At 52.0% G+C, this 18689-nt stretch carries 15 protein-coding genes and 1 rRNA gene; 2 read left to right on the top strand and 14 right to left on the bottom strand.

Features of this window, described 5'->3' with window-relative positions; genetic code table 11:
- Nucleotides 1-83 precede the first annotated feature (83 nt).
- A complete protein-coding gene (locus tag PT964_RS04895) occupies nt 84-422 on the bottom strand; it encodes a LysM peptidoglycan-binding domain-containing protein (protein WP_274362216.1) in 339 nt (112 codons plus the stop codon).
- A 186-nt stretch (nt 423-608) separates the two neighbouring features.
- On the opposite strand from PT964_RS04895, the gene lexA reads away from it, so the two are divergent.
- Nucleotides 609-1229: a transcriptional repressor LexA gene (gene lexA / locus PT964_RS04890; protein WP_274362215.1), complete on the top strand. Its 621-nt coding sequence runs from the start codon at nt 609-611 to the stop codon at nt 1227-1229.
- Nucleotides 1230-1324: 95 nt separating this feature from the next.
- Here the strand turns inward: lexA and glnA are convergent, their stop codons facing one another.
- The 8 genes from glnA to PT964_RS04850 all read right to left on the bottom strand — a co-directional run bounded on the left by glnA (nt 1325) and on the right by PT964_RS04850 (nt 10764).
- Nucleotides 1325-2653, bottom strand: a complete 1329-nt coding sequence (gene glnA / locus PT964_RS04885; RefSeq protein ID WP_274362214.1) for a type I glutamate--ammonia ligase — start codon at nt 2651-2653, stop codon at nt 1325-1327.
- Between the two features lie 72 nt (nt 2654-2725).
- Nucleotides 2726-3145 carry a MerR family transcriptional regulator gene (locus PT964_RS04880; protein WP_274362213.1) on the bottom strand — a complete coding sequence of 140 codons (420 nt, stop codon included), beginning with the start codon at nt 3143-3145 and terminating at the stop codon, nt 2726-2728.
- An 84-nt stretch (nt 3146-3229) separates the two neighbouring features.
- Entirely contained in the window at nt 3230-4483 is a 1254-nt protein-coding gene (locus PT964_RS04875) for a methionine gamma-lyase family protein (protein WP_425262673.1), read from the bottom strand.
- Nucleotides 4484-4523: 40 nt separating this feature from the next.
- Nucleotides 4524-5801 (bottom strand): GTPase HflX, encoded by a 1278-nt coding sequence (gene hflX, locus PT964_RS04870; protein ID WP_274362212.1) that lies wholly within the window; start codon nt 5799-5801, stop codon nt 4524-4526.
- Nucleotides 5802-5985: 184 nt separating this feature from the next.
- A complete protein-coding gene (locus tag PT964_RS04865) occupies nt 5986-6648 on the bottom strand; it encodes an HD domain-containing protein (RefSeq protein WP_274362211.1) in 663 nt (220 codons plus the stop codon).
- A 73-nt stretch (nt 6649-6721) separates the two neighbouring features.
- Nucleotides 6722-8248 (bottom strand): murein biosynthesis integral membrane protein MurJ, encoded by a 1527-nt coding sequence (murJ, locus tag PT964_RS04860; protein ID WP_274362210.1) that lies wholly within the window; start codon nt 8246-8248, stop codon nt 6722-6724.
- A gap of 48 nt (nt 8249-8296) precedes the next feature.
- A complete protein-coding gene (locus PT964_RS04855; protein WP_274362209.1) occupies nt 8297-9007 on the bottom strand; it encodes a response regulator transcription factor in 711 nt (236 codons plus the stop codon).
- A 68-nt stretch (nt 9008-9075) separates the two neighbouring features.
- Nucleotides 9076-10764 carry a DUF6044 family protein gene (locus PT964_RS04850; protein WP_274362208.1) on the bottom strand — a complete coding sequence of 563 codons (1689 nt, stop codon included), beginning with the start codon at nt 10762-10764 and terminating at the stop codon, nt 9076-9078.
- A 167-nt stretch (nt 10765-10931) separates the two neighbouring features.
- Between PT964_RS04850 and PT964_RS04845 the strand changes: the two genes are divergently transcribed.
- Nucleotides 10932-12794, top strand: coding sequence for an LTA synthase family protein (locus PT964_RS04845; protein WP_274362207.1), 1863 nt, complete (start codon nt 10932-10934; stop codon nt 12792-12794).
- A 74-nt stretch (nt 12795-12868) separates the two neighbouring features.
- On the opposite strand, the gene PT964_RS04840 is transcribed toward PT964_RS04845, so the two are convergent.
- The 5 genes from PT964_RS04840 to rrf form a co-directional block, all read right to left on the bottom strand.
- On the bottom strand, nt 12869-13417 hold the full coding sequence (locus PT964_RS04840; RefSeq protein ID WP_274362206.1) for a hypothetical protein: 549 nt from the start codon (nt 13415-13417) through the stop codon (nt 12869-12871).
- Nucleotides 13418-13438: 21 nt separating this feature from the next.
- Complete coding sequence (locus PT964_RS04835) at nt 13439-15424, bottom strand: TolB family protein (RefSeq protein ID WP_274362205.1); 1986 nt, start codon at nt 15422-15424, stop codon at nt 13439-13441.
- A complete protein-coding gene (locus tag PT964_RS04830) occupies nt 15417-15926 on the bottom strand; it encodes an RNA polymerase sigma factor (RefSeq protein ID WP_274362204.1) in 510 nt (169 codons plus the stop codon). Before PT964_RS04830 ends, PT964_RS04835 begins: the two co-directional genes overlap by 8 nt.
- Before the next feature lie 123 nt (nt 15927-16049).
- Entirely contained in the window at nt 16050-17525 is a 1476-nt protein-coding gene (locus PT964_RS04825) for a protein adenylyltransferase SelO (RefSeq protein ID WP_274362203.1), read from the bottom strand.
- Nucleotides 17526-18453: 928 nt separating this feature from the next.
- Nucleotides 18454-18570: ribosomal RNA gene (gene rrf / locus PT964_RS04820) — 5S ribosomal RNA — on the bottom strand.
- Nucleotides 18571-18689 lie beyond the last annotated feature (119 nt).

Genomic DNA, 18689 nt, shown 5'->3' with positions numbered 1-18689 from the left:
TCGCGCAGAAAGTCAAGGAAACGGAAAAGAACCGCCGCATCCCATAGGAGCAGACGGTTCTTCCGTTCAACATGATATATACATTATGGCAAAAGGATGATTTGCCCTACTTGTAAGTTGGAGGATTCCAATTGATTCAGTTCCTTCAGATCATGCACATAAGCGCGAATGTCGCAATCGGGATCCCCATATTTCTTTGCGATGGACCAAAGCGTATCTCCGGATTCAACGCAAAGCTTCTTATACTCCTTATGATCCTCGGCAACGTATGAAACTTCCGGCTGCCCGTCCGCACGTTCGTTGGCGTTAGCCTGCAGCATGGCGCCGGATGAGGCGCTCACAATAATAATAAATAGCAAAGCGCACATTCTATTCAGTAATTTTCTACGTATGTAAATATTCGTTGAGCGATGAGTTCTCATTCCCGCATCCTCCAAACACTTGTTCTGTTTCGTATATCGATAATTTATCACGAACAGATGTTTGTGTCAACACAAAATAAGAACAAATGTTTGATAAATTCAAAAATACTCGAACTTATGTTTGTGCGAACTCCGGTTCTATGGTATACTTTTGTTAAAATATTCCCCATCCTGGAGTGATCGCTCTTGACGAAGTTATCGAATCGTCAGCAAGCCATTTTAGATTTCATACGCAGTGAAGTTCGGGAGAAGGGCTACCCTCCGTCCGTAAGAGAGATCGGGGAAGCTGTCGGACTTGCTTCCAGCTCTACGGTTCACGGCCATCTGGATCGGCTGGAGAAGAAGGGCTTCATCCGCAGAGACCCGACCAAGCCGAGAGCTATCGAGCTGCTGGGCGACGATGAGGAACGCGAGCTTGTCGGACTAGCCGTATCCAAGGTTCCGCTCGTCGGCAAAGTAACTGCCGGACAGCCGATTACGGCTATCGAGAACATTGAAGAATACTTCCCGCTTCCGGCCCATATGGTTCGCGACGACGAAGTATTCATGCTTTCGGTTATGGGCGAGAGCATGATCGAGGTCGGCATCAACGACGGCGATTACGTCATTGTCCGTCAGCAGCAGACCGCCAACAACGGCGAAATCGTCGTAGCTATGACCGAAGACGATGAAGCGACGGTGAAAACCTTCTATAAGGAACGCGATCACATTCGCCTGCAGCCGGAAAACTCCTCCATGGAGCCGCTTCGGTATAATCATGTGAAAATTCTCGGCAAGGTTATCGGCCTCTTTCGCGAAATTCATTAACCCGCATCCCGCATCAAATCATCGAACAAAGAAAGCCGCCTCCGCAGATCGAATCTGCTGCAAGACGGCTTTCTTTGTTGCACTCCGTATGCGAATTAGTACAGCGTCAAATATTGATCCCGCTCCCATTGGTGAATCTGGGTACGGTACATTTCCCATTCGATTTCTTTCAGTTCGATGAAGTGAGCGAGCGCGTGATCGCCAAGCGCGTCGCAAATCACTTTGTCGCCGAGCAGCTCGTTGATCGCTTCGCGCAAATCGGAAGGCAAGCTGGGAATTCCCGCTTCTTCCCTTTCTTCGTCCGTCATGATGTAAATGTTGCGGTCCACCGGTGCCGGCAATTCGGTCTTGTTCTTAATGCCGTCCAATCCGGCCTTCAGCATAACCGCCAGCGCCAAATACGGGTTGGCGGAAGGATCCGGGTTGCGAACCTCGACCCGGGTGCTCAAGCCGCGCGACGCCGGAATGCGGATCATCGGGCTGCGGTTGCTCGCAGACCATGCCACGTACACAGGCGCTTCGTATCCCGGGACCAAACGCTTGTAGGAATTGATGGTCGGGTTCGTAATCGCCGTGAAGGAACGCGCATGCTGGAGAATGCCCGCCATGTAATGGTAAGCCGTCTCGCTGAGACCGAGGCGGTCGTTCTCGTCATAAAAAGCGTTCGTATTGCCCGTGAACAGCGATTGATGCGCGTGCATCCCGGAACCGCTAAGGCCGAACAGCGGCTTCGGCATGAATGTGGCGTGCAAACCGTGCTGGCGTGCGATCGTCTTGACGACGAGCTTGAACGTCTGAATTTGGTCCGCAGCTTTGACGGCGTCCGCGTATTTGAAGTCGATTTCGTGCTGTCCGGGGGCGACCTCATGATGCGACGCTTCGATTTCAAAGCCCATCTCCTCGAGCGTCAGCACGATTTCTCGGCGGCAGTTTTCGCCAAGGTCGGTCGGCGCCAAATCGAAATAACCGCCCTGATCGTTCGTTTCAAGCGTCGGGTTGCCCTTCTCGTCCGTTTTGAACAAGAAAAATTCCGGCTCCGGACCTACGTTCATCGAAGTATAGCCCATCTCCTCCGCTTCACGCAGCACCCGCTTCAGAATGCCGCGGGGGTCGCCGGCGAATTGAGTGCCGTCCGGCATATACACATCGCAAATCAATCGGGCGACGCGGTCTTGATGAACCCATGGGAATACGACCCAAGTGTCCAGATCGGGATACAAATACATGTCAGATTCTTCGATCCGAACATAACCTTCGATGGAAGAGCCGTCAAACATCATCTTGTTGTCGAGCGCCTTCTCCAGCTGGCTGATCGGTATTTCCACATTTTTAATGGAACCTAATAAGTCCGTAAATTGCAAACGGATAAAGCGCACGTTCTGTTCTTTGGCGATTCTTGTTATATCTTCTCTTGTGTAACCCAAAACCCATCTCTCCTATCGCGACAATGATTTGCTGCTATTGGTCAAGTAAGCGATTTAGAAATATAGCGAGATTTATACTTTCTGATCTCTTAAGAAGCGCGACAGCTCGCCTTGAATGAGCGATACCTGGCCGCGGCGTCCGCCTGCAATGAGCTGCTGCTTCAATATCCGGTGAATTTGCTTGTCGTCCATTTCGCGCCGTTTCACTTCCGTCTGTTCGTTGATGACGGTCGCTTCCGCGGAGTCCTTGGACATCGGCGACAATACCTGCTTGATGCCGGCAATATTTACGCCCTTCTCAATAAGCGATTTGATTTCCAGCAATCTTTCCACATCGTTGAACGAGAACAAGCGCTGATTGCCGGAAGTACGGGCAGGCACAATCAGCTCATGCTGTTCATAATAGCGAATTTGACGAGCGGTCAAATCCGTCAGCTTCATTACGATTCCGATCGGAAACAACGCCATATTGCGGCGAATTTCATCACCCATCCTTCATCAACCTTTCAATCATAATGAGTGCTGAATCTATTGTAACGGATCTACCCTATAAGTGTCAAAGGATGTAAGATTTCGTCACAATAATTGTTCATTGATCATCGTTTGCAGAGATGCGATGACGCCGAGCTTAACGTGCGAATACGTCAGACCCCCTTGCATATATGCGGTATACGGCTCCCGAATCGGCGCATCCGCGGACAGCTCCAAGCTGCCGCCTTGAATGAACGTTCCCGCAGCCATGATGACCGGATGCTCGTAGCCCGGCATCGCCCAAGGCTCGGGGACGACATGGGCGTCGACGGCGGAAGCTTTTTGGATGCTTTGAACGAACGATATTAATTGCTCGGCATTATGAAAGCGGACCGCCTGAATAATGTCCGAGCGCTCATCGTTCCACAGGGGATGCGTAATCATGCCGAGCTGCTCGAAGAGCGCGGCGGCGAACACCGCCCCCTTCAACGCTTGTCCGACCGTGTGCGGGGAAAGGAAAAAGCCCTGAAACATGGCGCGCACAGCGCCAAGCATCGAACCGACGTCGGATCCGATGCCGGGAGCGGTCAGCCGATAGGCGGCCAGCTTAACGAGGCTTTCTCGGCCGACGATATACCCTCCGGTCGGCGCAATGCCGCCTCCGGGGTTTTTGATCAGGGAGCCGGCCATCAGATCGACGCCGACTGCGACGGGCTCCCTTTCCTCCGTAAATTCCCCGTAGCAATTATCGACGAACACAAGCACGTTCGGATCCCACTCTTTAACGGTTTTCACCATTCGGCCGATGTCTTCCACCGAGAAGGAGGCTCTCCATTCGTAACCCCGAGAGCGCTGAATGGCGACCACCTTAACCTTAGGGCTCCACATCGCTTTCGCCGCCGCATAATCCACCCTTCCGTCCGGAAGCAGCGGGACGAATTTGCTCGTTATGCCCCAATCGGCCAAGCTGCCCGTTCCGTCTCCCTCCTCGCCGATCACCTTGTGCAGCGTGTCATAAGGCGATCCGGTCAGAAAAAGCAGCTCGTCGCCGGGGCGAAGCAAGGCGAATAACGCCGTTGCAATCGTATGCGTCCCCGAGGCGAAGTGCGGCCGGACAAGCCCCGCCTCCGCACCGAACGCTTCCGCATATACAGCGTCCAGCGCCTCCCTCCCGACGTCGTTGTAGCCGTAGCCGGTCGATCCGGCGAAGTGGAAGTCGCTGACTCGGTTTTTCTGGAACGCGCGAATCACTTTCCATTGATTGATATCAATCATCGCATCGATGTTCCGCAATCGCGGGGAAATTCTCTCTTCTACGGCTTCTACCGCGGTTTTCAATCTTTCATTCATTTCAATCACATGCTGTCTCTCCCGTAAGCTTATCTGTAAAACATAACTTTTATTCTACGTAAGGCTCCAGCGCTTTACCCGATTGCTCATACTGCCTGGCAAGCACCTGTACCTGCAGCGTAACATCCTCTTCCCCGGTTTCGGATTGAAGCACCTCGCCGATCCGATAGGCAAGCGCGATCAAATCCCCCCGATGGGCCGGAACCCGAAATGTTTTCACATCGCCAAGCAGCCGGTCCTCCAAGACGGTTTTCAACCGGTGGAGATCGCTGTCCGAGAATGCGGATATTTGAAGATGGTCTTTCCCGGCGGGCAGCAGCGCAAGCTCAGACGGTCCGCACGCATCGATTTTGTTAAATACGGTAAACCGCTCCTTCGCGCCGGCTCCGAGTTCGGAAAGCACTTCGTCGACGACGCGCATCTGTTCGTCCCGCACCGGGGACGAAGCATCCACAACGTGCAAAATCAAATCCGCCTCCAGCACCTCCTCCAGCGTGGCGCGGAACGCTGCGACAAGATCATGCGGCAGATCCTGAATAAAGCCGACCGTATCCGTAATAATGATGCTGCCTCCCGAAGGAAGCTCCAAATGGCGGGAAGTCGGATCGAGCGTTGCGAACAACTGATTTTCCGCATATACGTCCGCGTTCGTCAATCGGTTGAGCAGCGTCGATTTTCCCGCATTCGTATAACCGACCAACGCAACCTGCGTAACGCCCGTTTTTTTCCGGCGCTGCCGGTGAAGCTTTCGATGCTTGATCACTTCGTCGAGCTGCCGGCGCAGCTCCGCAATCCGGTTGCGGATATGTCTGCGATCCGTTTCCAGCTTCGTTTCACCGGGTCCTCTGGTGCCGATTCCGCCGCCGAGCCGGGACAAGTTGATGCCGTGGCCGGACAGCCTGGGCAGCAAATAATTCAGCTGGGCGAGCTCAACCTGGAGAATGCCTTCCCTTGTTTTCGCGCGTTGCGCAAATATATCAAGAATGAGCTGTGTCCGGTCGATGATTTTCGCATCCAGTGCGTCTTCCAGATTGCGCACCTGACCGCCCGACAATTCCTGATTAAAGATGACCGTATTGGCGCCGCCCGCATCCGCGAGCTCCTTGACCTCATCTACTTTTCCTTTGCCGATGAACCATTTGGTATCGACGGTGCTTTTGCGCTGTACGACCGAGCCCGCCACCTCGACCCCCGCCGACTCGGCAAGTCTGACCAGCTCCTCCAGCGAATGTTTCGCCGATTGTTCACCGATCCCTTCGGTGATCAGGCTGACAAGAACGGCGCGGTCGCGTGCGTTCGCTCCCGTATCGTGCATTACGGTTTTCATTGAAACACGGCACCCCCTAATCCAAAGTATTTCCACAATCACCATAACATCAAAGCAGCATGAAAACCAGATATAACCACTAACCTTCAAGGATAAACCTGCTTTATTCCGCAGGATGAACTTTCTGAATCGTCAAAGAAAAAACGTCCGGTTACCCGAACGTCATCCGTATGCCGGCTAAGCATCAAGCTTCTCCGTTCCACTCTTGCTCAAAGCGCTTTAGAAAGTCAAGCATGTATCGATGCCGTTCCTCCGCGATCCGTCTCGCTTGCGGCGTGTTCATCAGCGCGGCGAGCTTGAGCAGCTTCTCATGGAAATGGTTGACCGCGGTGCTTTTTTCATTCCGGTATTGCTCTGCGGTCATCGTCTGTCTTGGCGGCAAATCCGGATCATACATCAGCTGTCCCTTCCATCCCGAATAGGCGAAAGTCCGGGCGATGCCGACGGCGCCGATCGCATCGAGCCGATCCGCGTCCTGCACCGCTTTTCCTTCCGGCGTCGCCGCGGGGGGCTTCCCTCCGCCTTTAAACGACATGGTGGAAATAATGAGCATGATATGCCGAATGACGTCCACGTCCAAGCCATGCGTACAAAGCCAATCTTCTACAAGCTTTAATCCTGCCTGCTCGTCTCCCGTCAGCTTCTCGTCGGGAATATCATGGAGCAGCGCCGCCATTTCGCAAACAAACTCGTTGCAGCCCGTCTCGCGCGCAAGCCGGACCGCCATATTTCTCACTCTATGGATATGCCACCAGTCGTGGCCGCTGCTGTCCTGTCCCAGATGCTCTTTCACCCATCGCTCCGTATCGGCGATGACGTTTTGCAGCGGGTTCCCCTGCTCCTTCATGCTTAAACACCTTCTATATAAAGTCCGGTTTGTTCAAAAAGCCCACATTAGCATACCACAGCCCGAAGGCATTTCACCACTCCCGCGACAAGCCTTTCGCAAGCGACAAGGCGGTTTTCCGCACGATGACCGCGTAAAGACCGAATCCCGCAGCCAACGTAAGGAATAAAAATACGATTCTCCAAAGCTCTTCCGGCGCGATGAAAAATGTTTCCCACATCGACCGGCCCGCCGCCATAACCAAAGTAAAGCACAAAGCCGCCGCAAACACCTTGCCCATCCCTTGCGCGTGCAAAGATACGATCTGCCTTCTCAGCAGCGGCAACGCCAGCAGTGCCGCTTGCAGCGACGCCCCGGCGGCGGAACCGTATGCGATACCGGGCGGTCCGAAGCTTTGGGCAAGCGGCCATTGCAATCCGATCGTCGCAGCCGTACAGAGCAGCACAATCGCCGCCGGCTGCACCGCCTTCCCGAAAGCGAGCCAGCACCGAATAAAGATTGCCGAGAGCGAGTAACCGACGATGCTTAGTGCATATCCGCTCAAAATACTTGACGTGAGCGTCACCGAATGCCATGTAAACTGGCCGCGATAAAACAGCACGGCGGTGATCGGCTCGCTGAGCAGCCAAATCGCCAGCGTAACCGGCAATACGGCAAGGATAACGAGCTGCAGCAGACCGCCTGTGAACCGTTTCGCGTCGGACAAGCGTCCGCCGGCAGCCATAGCCGACAGCTTCGGCAGAAGGATGGATGCGGCCGCGGAGGCGACGACCCAAACGGGAACTTGAGAGATGCGGTAAGCGTAATTCACGGCGGATACGGTGCCGACGCCCAGCGTCGCGCCTAAAGCCCGCTCCCACAACAGAATCGCTTGTCCGCCGATGGCAAGCAGAGAGTATGTCCCGAATATTTTCCAGATTTCGCTCATGCTTTGCGATACTTGTTCCTGCCGAAACGGCTTGTCCGGTTCGGCATTGCCGTACGTTTGGCCGCGCATGCGTTGTTCGCGCATATACGGCAGCGCAAGCAGGAGCATCGCAAGCGCACCGGCCGGTACGCTCCCTGCGATCATTAACAGCCCCCGCTCGACGGGGAGCTGCGACAATGCGGCGAATGCGGCGGCCGCAATAAAGAAGCCGTGCATTAGCAAAGGAGCGGCCGCGGGAACGACGAACCGGTTTCTTGACTGCAAATAAGCCGTCACCGTAGCAAAAATCGCCAGCAGCAATACGATCGGCGACATCAGCGTTAAGGAGCTTTTCAGCAGCGCGTTCCCGGGCAGCATCCGGCCAAGGAGCGCCAAGCAAACGGCCGCCATCGCCGCAAATAACGAAAAAACGGCCGTCGAACGCCTCCATATACGGCGAAGCCCCGATATCCCGTAGGAAGCTTCCGTCTTCGCGTATATGGTCACCGCCGCTACCGCGAGCGAGGCGGAAAGCCAATTTCCTCCGATCGTATCGGCAATAAAATAAGCGAACGTAAAATCGTCCGCGGCAGCGCTCGTTCCGGCATACGAGGCGATAATAACATCTTTCAAGAACGCCGCGACAGCGACTAGAGCGTTGCAAGTCATGAGCAGCACGATGATCCGGTTCAAGTTGAGGTACTCCCTTCACAAGAAAAAATCGGGGCGGATGCTCCCGATTCAATCCAGGCTGCCTGTAAATTTGTATCCCGAACCCCATACCGTTCGAATGAGCCGACTGCCGGCGGACAGCTTTGAACGTAAATTTTTAATGTGGACCGTTACCGTATGAATATGCACAGGATCTTCCGAGGCCCACACCCGGTCGTATATTTGCTCTCTCGATATTACTTTGCCTGCATTCTCGGCCAGAAACGACAATATTTGAAACTCCTTCGTCGAAAGCTCCAAGCGCGAACCTAGCAGCGTCACTTCGTTCGTCTTCGTATGAATCGTTAAAGAACCGTTATTGAACGACATCAGACCGGCATCCGGGCGGAGCCGCCCCAGCTTAACCCGCCGCTCCCTTCGCAGATGCGCCTTAATTCGGGATACGACCTCGTTGACTTGAAACGGCTTCGTAATATAATCGTCGGCCCCGTTCTCAAGTCCTATTATTTTATCGTCGGACCGGTCTTTGCCGCTCAGCAGCACAATCGGGCCTTGGAACTGCAATCTGATCTGCCGGCATATTTCCAATCCGTCGATCTCGGGCAGCATGACATCCAGAAGGATGAGCGTGATCGGGAGCTGGTCCAATTTTTCAAATAATTCCGAACCGTTGTAGGCTTTTTCCACTTTAATGCCTTCTAGCTTCAGCGTTTCGGAAATGAGATGAACTACAGCCGGATCGTCGTCAACAATAAGAACAAGAGAATCTCTCAGTGGCAACAGCAATCGTTCCTTACATTTAATTGGAATAAGCTTATTATAGCAGAGTTCCAAATAAAGGACGAGAACTATTTAACCTCGTAAAGAAAAATTTTCCATGCGGAATGCGGATGAACGAACGATTTGCGGAATATAAGCCCGTTCTCGTCCGCGTTTGCAATCGGAACCGAAGACAACAAGTAAGTTCCTCCCATCCGCTTGAAAACGTCCGTATTCAGCGAAAGCTTCCGAATTTGTTTCTTCGAATCGCGGCGGTAATCGTATTTTTTGCCTAATTCGGAAACAAAGACGTAGCATCTTCCTCCCCATGTGTCGAAATAGATGCGCAGTTTTTTATTTTTCGCCAGTTCGTTCGCTATGATCTTTCTGAACTCATGCTTGTACTGCAGCGAATAAAAGTTGTTATACGAATCCAAAGTATAAAATCCGTTATATTGAGAAACGGCGGGATGCAGCCCGATGCTCGCAATACGGTACGATTGTTTGGGCCGCCCGATATATGCATCGATTTCCGCGAATTGCTCGACCGCATAAAACTGCCGGAAGCTCGGCGCGTCCTTTATTCGATACACGATCTCATCATTATATAAAAGCAGAACGGCGATCTGCCCGACGACGGCCGCTTGCGCGAGAATGCGGCCTTTACGGCCTCCGTTCCTCCAAAGCAGCATGCAAGCGACCGCAAAGCCGAGATAAATGACGAGCGGCCGCAAAAAATGAAACCGCGCAAAATTAAACGTATTCAGCAGCCCGAATCGCTCTTTCAAAGGCTGCCACGCTTCATGGAACCAAAAAGCGTACCAGACGGAGAGCAGCGCATTAAGCGCGAACAGAAACAAAAAAATTCGGCTGAATTTGTCATTTCTCCAACTTTTACATCCCAGACATAAATAAAGTACAATAATCGTTGCGGGCAAAATGACGACCGTATGAAGCGTCATGACGTGATTATGCCCGAGGACGAAATTTTTGATCATCAACCTTACGGTATGCCACAAATCCAGCCTGGAGGAAACAAATTCGTTACGGCTTGTCGGCTCGTCGGTTAAGACAAGCGATAGCAGGAGCCTATACTCCGTCAGCAAGTAGATCGCAGTCATAAAGACGATGCTTGCCAAAAATCGCCAATTCCATCTCCGCTTGGAAAGAACATCCCATATCCATAGGATGCAAACGGCTGCCAAGAAAAAGAAAAATCCTAACACAAGGCTGGAGTAAAAAGGCAACAGAAATAGGGTGATCCAATGAATCCATGAATCCGTTCGATTTCGGACGTGCAGCATCGCCCATAGCGCCAGCGGATGGCCGAGCGTGCTCAGCATCCCGGAAGGCCAAAACGGCGTTAAAGCGAAACAAAGCGCGACGCCGACTCGTATATAGCACAAAGACGGCTCTTTAACGAAATGATCTTTCAAGAGCATGTACATGCCGATGAACGCAAAGGCTCGCGATAACGTCTGACTTAACGCGTATGCCGTCATCGAAGGAAAGAGCGCGTGCAGCAGCACGATGCCGCTGAATTCGGTGCCGAACGCATTGCGGTTCAACCCGTTCATAATTTGCGGGATGACCGCATGATATGGACCGAACCATTGCCCGCTGCGCGTCAACACTTTGTACCAAGCTATATTGGAGTCCAAAATATCATGCACGCGGATATGAGCGTCTTCCCCCAACAAAAACAGAGGAGAAACATATGCGGCTGTCACAACGACGGCCATCCAAATCGCACGTTTCTCGACGGAATGCACGTTCATTTCCTGCTCCTCGCTTGATCCGTAAATGTGTTTTTTACTATTCCAAATCAAGCGCCCATTATTCCCGTTTGTACGAGGGGTCTTAAAAAGAGAGATACAAGAATGTTTTAGAGAGATAAAGGCAACGATAAATTTCAGTTGCCCGCTTTCATCGGAGGGGATCGGTCTTGAGAAAGTACAATCTGATTTACACTGTCGTTTTGCTGCTGTGGCTGAAGACGTATATCGTCCAGCGGTTTTATTTGGACCTGCCCGTCAAGGGATGGAACCAGGAATTCATCATGCTTATTAATCCTTTAAGCTCGGTGCTTGTCGTCATTTGCATCCTGCTGCTGGCGGTCCGAAAGTATCATTCGTTCCTTTCGGTGGTCCTTAGTGTTGTTTCATCGTTTTTATTGTTTGCGGATCTTATATATTACCGGTTTTTCAACGATTTTATTACGATTCCGGTGCTGCTGCAGGGCGACAATATGGGCGACCTATGGGGCAGCGTGTTTACGCTCGTTCAGCCGCGGGACGCCTTTATTTTTGCGGATTGCGTGCTGCTTATCGGGTTGCTTTATTTCAGGAAGCTAAAGTTCAGTCCGTTAAGCTCCTTTAAAAAAGTGACCGCCTTCGGGTTGGCCGCAATCATCTTCGTTGTAAATTTGTCGATGGCCGAGCAGGCTCGCCCTGAGCTGCTGTCGCGCACCTTCGACAGACAAATCGTAGTGAAGAGCCTCGGAACGTACAATTATCACGTGTACGATGCCATTATCAGCGCGAAAATGGGCTCGAAAAAAGTGTTTGCCAGCGACGACGATTACAATACCGTGAAGGAGTTGGTCAGTGACGATTCCAAGCCCGATGCGGATCCGCAAATGTTCGGAGCCGCCAAAGGCCGCAACGTATTCCTGATCTCGATGGAATCGCTTCAGGGCTTTGCGCTTGAAAGATCGATCGACGGTCAAGAAATTACTCCTTTCCTGAACGATCTGCTGAAGGACAGCTTTTACTTTGAAAATTTTTATCACCAAACCGGGCAAGGCCGGACATCCGACGCGGAATTTCTGATCGACACATCGCTCTATCCGCTTCCAAGCGGCGCCGTATTTTTCACGCATTCCCAAAATACTTACGAAACGACGCCGAAGACGTTGAAGGAAAACGGATATTATCCGGCGGCGTTCCACGCGAACGACCGGTCGTATTGGAACCGCGGCAACATGTACCCGAGCCTCGGTTATGAGCGTTATTTTTCCGTCGAGGATTACGTCGTTAACGAGGAAGACAAAATCGGCTGGGGCTTGAACGACATTTCGTTCTTTAAACAAACCGTGGAGAAAGCCAAAACGCTGCCTCAACCCTTCTATGCTAAGTTAATAACGTTAACGAACCATTATCCGTTCGAGCTTCCGGAAGAGGACCGTATGATTCCGGAATACACCTCCAAGTCAAGAACGTTAAACCGTTATGTTACAACCGTTCGTTACTTGGATGAAGCGTTGAAATCGTTCTTCGACGAGGTGAAGAAGCAAGGCTTGTACGAAAATTCGATTTTCGTGCTGTATGGCGATCATTACGGCATCTCGGAAAAGCACAATAAATCGATGGCTCAGCTGCTGGGCATCCCGAAAATTACGCCTTACGATCACGCTCAGCTGCAGAAGGTTCCGTTGATCATACACATTCCGGGCATGAAGGGTAAACGCATGGATACCGTATCGGGCCAAATCGATGTGAAGCCGACGCTGCTGAACCTGCTCGGAATCGAGCATAAGGACAGCCTGGAATTCGGCCGCGATTTGTTTGCGAAGAATCGCCCGGAGCTTGTCGTATTCCGGGACGGAGGGTTTGTGACGAACCGGTATGTCTACGCGGATAACGCATGCTACGTCAGAGCCACCGGCGAGCTTGCCGATGCCGCTTATTGCGAGCCGTATCAGAAGGAAGCCGCGGATCAGCTGCAATTTTCCGACAGCATCATCTATGGGGATTTGCTGCGCTTCTCCATTCATGAGAAGAAGCAGTTAGAGCGGCGGAAGCTATAATTAAAAAAAGAAGCATGAGCTTTGGAAGGCTGGGGCTGAACCTTCCCGATGCTCATGCTTCTTTTTTGCGCGATTCATTTGATTTCGGCGGTTTTCACGATTTCGAGCGCATACTGTTCATCTACGCTGGCCGGATCGAACCGGATGTCGTATACGACTTTCTGTTCCTCCAGAAACAAGAATATGTGCATCGTTTCCGGCGCGTCCTCCGACTCCGAACCGTTCACATCATCGGTCGTGATTACCTGTACGGCTTTTACGGGCAACCCCTGCAGCTCCTTCGAGTCCTTAACGATGCTGTGGTTCGGGACAAGACTATCGACCGAATCCGCATAACCGAGACCGTCAATTCCTCCGACGGTGTTGTCCCCGCTTTTAAACGCCACGGAATCGGCGCCTTCCAGAACGGTCCATTCCGAATCCACCCGTATGCGAAGATGATCGAGCTCCACAGCTTGGTTCAGCTTCGGCGCCGTTTCGGCTTCATCCTTCGATTGCTCCGAATCGAAAGCAGCCTCACGATCGGGCGCATGCTCTGCCGGCTCCCGGGCGACGCTTGAGCATCCGGAAGCAAGCAGCACCAAAGCCGCTAACATACAACTTGTTACTTTTTTTATCGTCATTTTCTCCACTCCACCTTGTCTTTACGGTCTTTCGATACGCTTCTGCGCCGCATCCCACTTGTAAAACATCGTCTCGCCTTCGCTTAGCAGCGTGAAATGCAGCTCATCCCCATCCCAGTAATAAGAATAAGTTGCAGAGACTTGCGTATTCGTTATTTGTTCTTCAACACGCGACTGCAGGTTATTTTGCAAATCAAGCACGAGCAGATGGCTTCCGAACGCCGGATCGTCGTCCGAAAATAAATCCAATGCGGCGTATCCGCCGCCGGGAGGCACGATCATATTCGAGATCCCGATATTTTGCATTCCATTCACGTCCGTCACATGGGCAAACGGCTGGAACGTACGTTGAGACGCATCGAAGCCGATCACGCGAACGGACGCCTTCTGGTTGTGCGACGGGTCCTGCAGCGCCTGCACGGTAAAAATAAGCCGATTTTGCTTCTCGATATATGCAAGCGATGCAAACCGAAACTCTCCTTCAGGCAGGAGCTCTTTCGGAATATCTTCTTTGGCGAACAACGATCGTTTGTTTTCGCCCTCTTGAACTTGGATGGAGCCGTCAGGAGCTTCCATGACGCTGAGCCCGCCGACCTTTTTCATTTCATCGATCAAATAGCCGTCCTCCGAATCGGATACGTAATAACGGATGCGCTCAATGAAATATTCCGGGTTGGCCGTGTAAGCCCAATACTCCTCCACATCGACGTATTCCCTTTCCCCTTCCTTGCCCGAACCGAGCACGGCATAGCTTACTTGATGCGGGTTGGACACGATCAGAAAATCTTGGTCGTTCCGAAGCAAGCTGCGGGCAAAATCCAGATCGCGACGAATACGCGCCTGATTAAACGCCTTTACCGTTTCCTCCGCCTCAAGCGTCTGCTCCGAGAAGTCGATGCGCATAATCCGTAAGCCCGAGCCCTCCTGATTCACGTCCTTAAGCACGTACAAGCTTTGGGAATCCGAGCCCCAGGACGGGTTATAGTAGCTGTATAGCCCCGAAAGCTGCAGCACTTGCGCTACATTTTCCGATTCCGTTTGGTTTAGCCATTCGGTCTCATCGATCGTCTTATTCGGAATGTTCCTCGTTACGGCCCGTTTCGTGTTTCCGTCCAAATCGGAAATCCAAACCTGATCGACATTTTCCTCGACAAATACGTTCGATTTCGGTTCCCTTCTCGTCTGCTCCGATTTGACGTAAGCAATGTACGCGCCGTTTCCGGATACCGAAGGAAACCTGCCTTCGTCAATTACCGTTTCCTTTCCGTTGGACAAATCGAGCGCCACCACTTGGTGCACCGAATCGTGATCCCTTTGAAATACGAGAGAACGGCTTTCCTTCGAATAAGAAGGGAATGACCCCTCCGTGATTTTTACCGATTCCCCGCTGTTCAAATTCAGTTCGTTGATGCTGGATTGTTTTACGTCGAAGCCGTGCGTTTGCCGAAACTCGATCACCTTTTCAACATATAGAATCGTATGATTGTCCTTCCAGGACGGCTGTTCATAGATGCGCTCCGTCCCGTTCCCCCGCAGCAGTTCGGTATATTCCTTGCTTTGCAAATCGTATATGCCGATGCTCTCCCCGTCCGAAAGCAGCAGCCTTTCGCCGGCGGGGTCCGCCTTCACTTCAATCACCGCCCGATCGGTTACCCGGTGAAACCCTTGGTCGTCATAAACATATAACCCTTTTCCCTCCACAGGGATATAGACTGCTCCGCCGCTTTCCGAAACGCCAAGCGGATGCCCCGATCCGATATCGACGAACGATACCTGGTTTTGGATTTTGAGCGAAGCGGCTTCCACCTTTTGAATCCCGGCAGGCTGAAACAGAAACACAAATACTAAAGCGACGGCGGCGGCTGCGCTGATCCAGGCGCTTCTGCGAAGCCTGCGGCGCCGTTTCCACACACGGAACGAAGATCTTAATTCGCGCTTTAACGTTTCGTTAACCTCCATCTTGCCTTTCAGACGGAGTATAGACTCTTCGACTTCTCTTTCATTCATGCTCCTTCACTCCCTCTAAGCACTTCGTCACCAGCACGCTCATCTTTTTGAGCAATCGAAACACCCTGGTTTTGATCGCTTCCTCCGACTTTTGCAGCACTTCCCCGATTTCCCGGTTTTTCATGTCGGCAAAATACCGCAAATTCACGACTTCCCGATCCTCCGGCGATAAAAAGGCGAGCGATTTTTGTACACATTCCAGATCATCATCCAGCTCAAACTGCTCTTCGAATGCACCCGGCTCCTCCAAGTCGCCGATATGTTCGGTAGATACCGTTACTTTGCGTTTCCGGTAAAAATCAACGACGGCATTATGCGCGATCGTTACGAGCCAAGCCTTCGGATTGGAATTGTCCCGTATGGACGATTGCTTTTCGAACGCTTTGCGGAACACGTCGCTGACGATATCGTCCGTGTCCCATTTGTTGCCGATCTTGTAGTAAACATACCGATACACGTCGTCAAAATATTGATCGTATAATTCGAGAAATGAATTTTTCATGAAAAGGGGCCCACCTTTCAAAACAAATAACGGAACAGCAATTTAAAAAGTAACATACTTGTTTGAAAAAACAAAAACGCCGTTGGCCCTGATCGGGACAACGGCGCAGTTTTATCGGACTTTTTAAGTTCCGCAGAAGGTCCGGTAAGGACGATTCGTTACCGGAGCCGGCGCACAAAACTCAGCCTGCTTGGGCATGTGCGCGTAAGGCTTCGACAGCGCTTGAAGAAGGCGCTCCATCACACTGTAGTCCCCGTCGTTCACTGCGGCTTCCAAAGCTTCTTCCACCCGGTGATTGCGCGGAATGACGGCGGGGTTGCGGCTTCGCATCAAATCGCCGGATGCTTCTAACGGTTCTTGCTGTCTGCTTAGTCTCGCCTTCCATTGCTCGCGCCACTTTGTAAATTCGGATGTTCCGTACAGCGGCAATTCCTCCGGCTTATCGAAGGTTAATGCGCGAAACGTATTGGTGTAATCCGCGCGATACGTTTGCATGATGCTAAGAAGGTCTTCAATAATGCTTTCGTCGTCTTGCTCCTCGTTAAAGATACCTAATTTGGCTCTCATGCCGTTAAGCCAATGACGGCGGAATAACTGAGAGAAGCCGGATAACGCATCCTGAGCCAGTTCCACTGCTTGATCCTCATCGTCGTGGAAGAGCGGCAGCAGCGCTTCGGCAAGTCGGGCGAGATTCCACGCGGCAATCGAAGGTTGGTTGCCGTAAGCATAACGGCCGTGCGTATCGATGGAGCTGAACACCGTTCCCGGGTCATACACGTCCATAAAGGCGCAAGGGCCATAGTCGATAGTTTCCCCGCTAATCGTCATGTTGTCGGTGTTCATGACTCCATGAATAAAACCGACGAGCTGCCATTGAGCGATCAGCTCGGCCTGACGTGCGATGACTTCTTTATAGAAGGCAACATAACGGTTGCCGTCCGTTTCGATATGCGGATAATGTCTTTGCAATGCATAATCGGCTAGGGCCTGCAGGTCTTGGGGCGTTCCCCATTGTGCCGCGAATTGAAACGTGCCGACGCGCAGATGGCTGGAAGCGACGCGAGTCAAAACCGCCCCAGGCAGCTCGCTTTCCCGTATGATCGTCTCGCCGGTTGTGACTACCGCCAAGCTTCGTGTCGTCGGTATCCCTAACGCATGCATCGCTTCGCTGATCAAATATTCGCGAAGCATCGGCCCGAGCGCGGCCCGGCCGTCGCCCCGGCGCGAATACGGCGTTCGCCCGGAGCCTTTCAGCTGAATATCCAATCGATCTCCGGTCGGAGTGATATGCTCTCCGAGCAGTATTGCCCTGCCGTCCCCCAGCATGGTGAAATGCCCGAATTGGTGTCCGGCATACGCTTGCGCAATCGGTAATGCTTCTTCCGGAATATGATTGCCTGCGAATGTGTTTATTCCGTCTTTGCTCCGCAGTTCCTGGACATCCAGCCCTAGGGAAGCAGCCAACGCTTCGTTCAAGACGGCCATTTTCGGCGCTCGCACCGGATTTGGCTGTTGCTCGGAATAAAATATTTTCGGCAAACGGGCATAACTGTTGTCGAAGTTCCACCCTGCTTTGCTAATCGTCGGTATCGTGGTCATGGCAGCTCCTTCTTTGCTTTGATGCTTGATCCGCATTCAAATGCCATTTTTATTATTTGTTATTAAATTATAATGCACGCTCGAATCCGTTTGCCATCTTTTGTTGACCTTTCTTATTGTGTCGCGAACCGGACCGGCTCGCCGTCCCATTTGGCGACTCTCCCGGGACCTGTTCTCGTTTTGGGACGATTTGGCGCTGCGATCTTGCCGGTCCGAATCGGCACGCGTTCAGGAGTAAAGGCCCCATTACGCTCGTGAAGTATTGTGATTGAGCGACATTTGCGGCAGACTTCAAGTTACCGGCTAAGATGGCCGCTGACATACGTAATGATTTGCTGTGCGCCAAAGGTGTTTTTTCTTAGGTATGCGGTTTCGAGGAAATTTAGCGGAACACATTGTCCGCTAATTCGCGGCAAACGGCGGAATTTTACGAATTAACGGAAAGGGATGTCCGCTAATTTGTTGTAAAGCGGGAAAATTGCGAGAAAAAACGGTGTTAGCGGACAACGCGTTCCGTTACATCGCCGAATTATGTAAACTTGCCCATTTTAGCGGACATCCGTTTCCGTTAGCTCCTGTTCGTCACCTTGTTCTAGATCGACACGAAAAGCGCCCTTGATCGTTGATTGGATCAAGGGCGCTCTGTTGTCGGCTTGGCGGCGTCTTGCCCTCCCGGGCTCTTCTCCCGCACTTTAGTGAAGTTTCACCGTCTTATTCCCGGGCTTTGGTTGTTCATCCTCAAAATAGTGAGGTCAGACCTCCTTATTCGGATGAATTTAATGCATTCGGACAACAAAACGGTCGAATAAGAAAGTTTCACCTCACTATTGCGGCTCTTCATTGAGAAAAAAGACTACATAGTGAAGTTTTACCTCACTATGCAAAAACGCCCTTGATCGTTAGTTCGATCAAGGGCGCTCTGTTGTCGGCTTGGCGACGTCCTACTCTCCCGGGACCCTGCGGTCCGAGTACCATCGGCGCTGGAAGGCTTAACGTTCGTGTTCGGGATGGGTACGCGTGGTTCCCTTCCGCCATTATCACCAAACCAATATATGGTTCAAGGGATTGTGCCTTGAAAACCGGATGCGAAACGTTTGAGACATCATTCCGTGTATTGCTTATAGGATAAGCCCTCGACCGATTAGTATTCGTCAGCTGCACGCA

This window comes from Paenibacillus thermotolerans (genome assembly GCF_028745515.1).
Classification (GTDB): Bacteria; Bacillota; Bacilli; order Paenibacillales; family YIM-B00363; genus Paenibacillus_AE; species Paenibacillus_AE thermotolerans.
The sequence above is the reverse complement of the archived record's forward strand: the minus strand, read 5'-3'. Positions and strand labels throughout refer to the sequence as shown.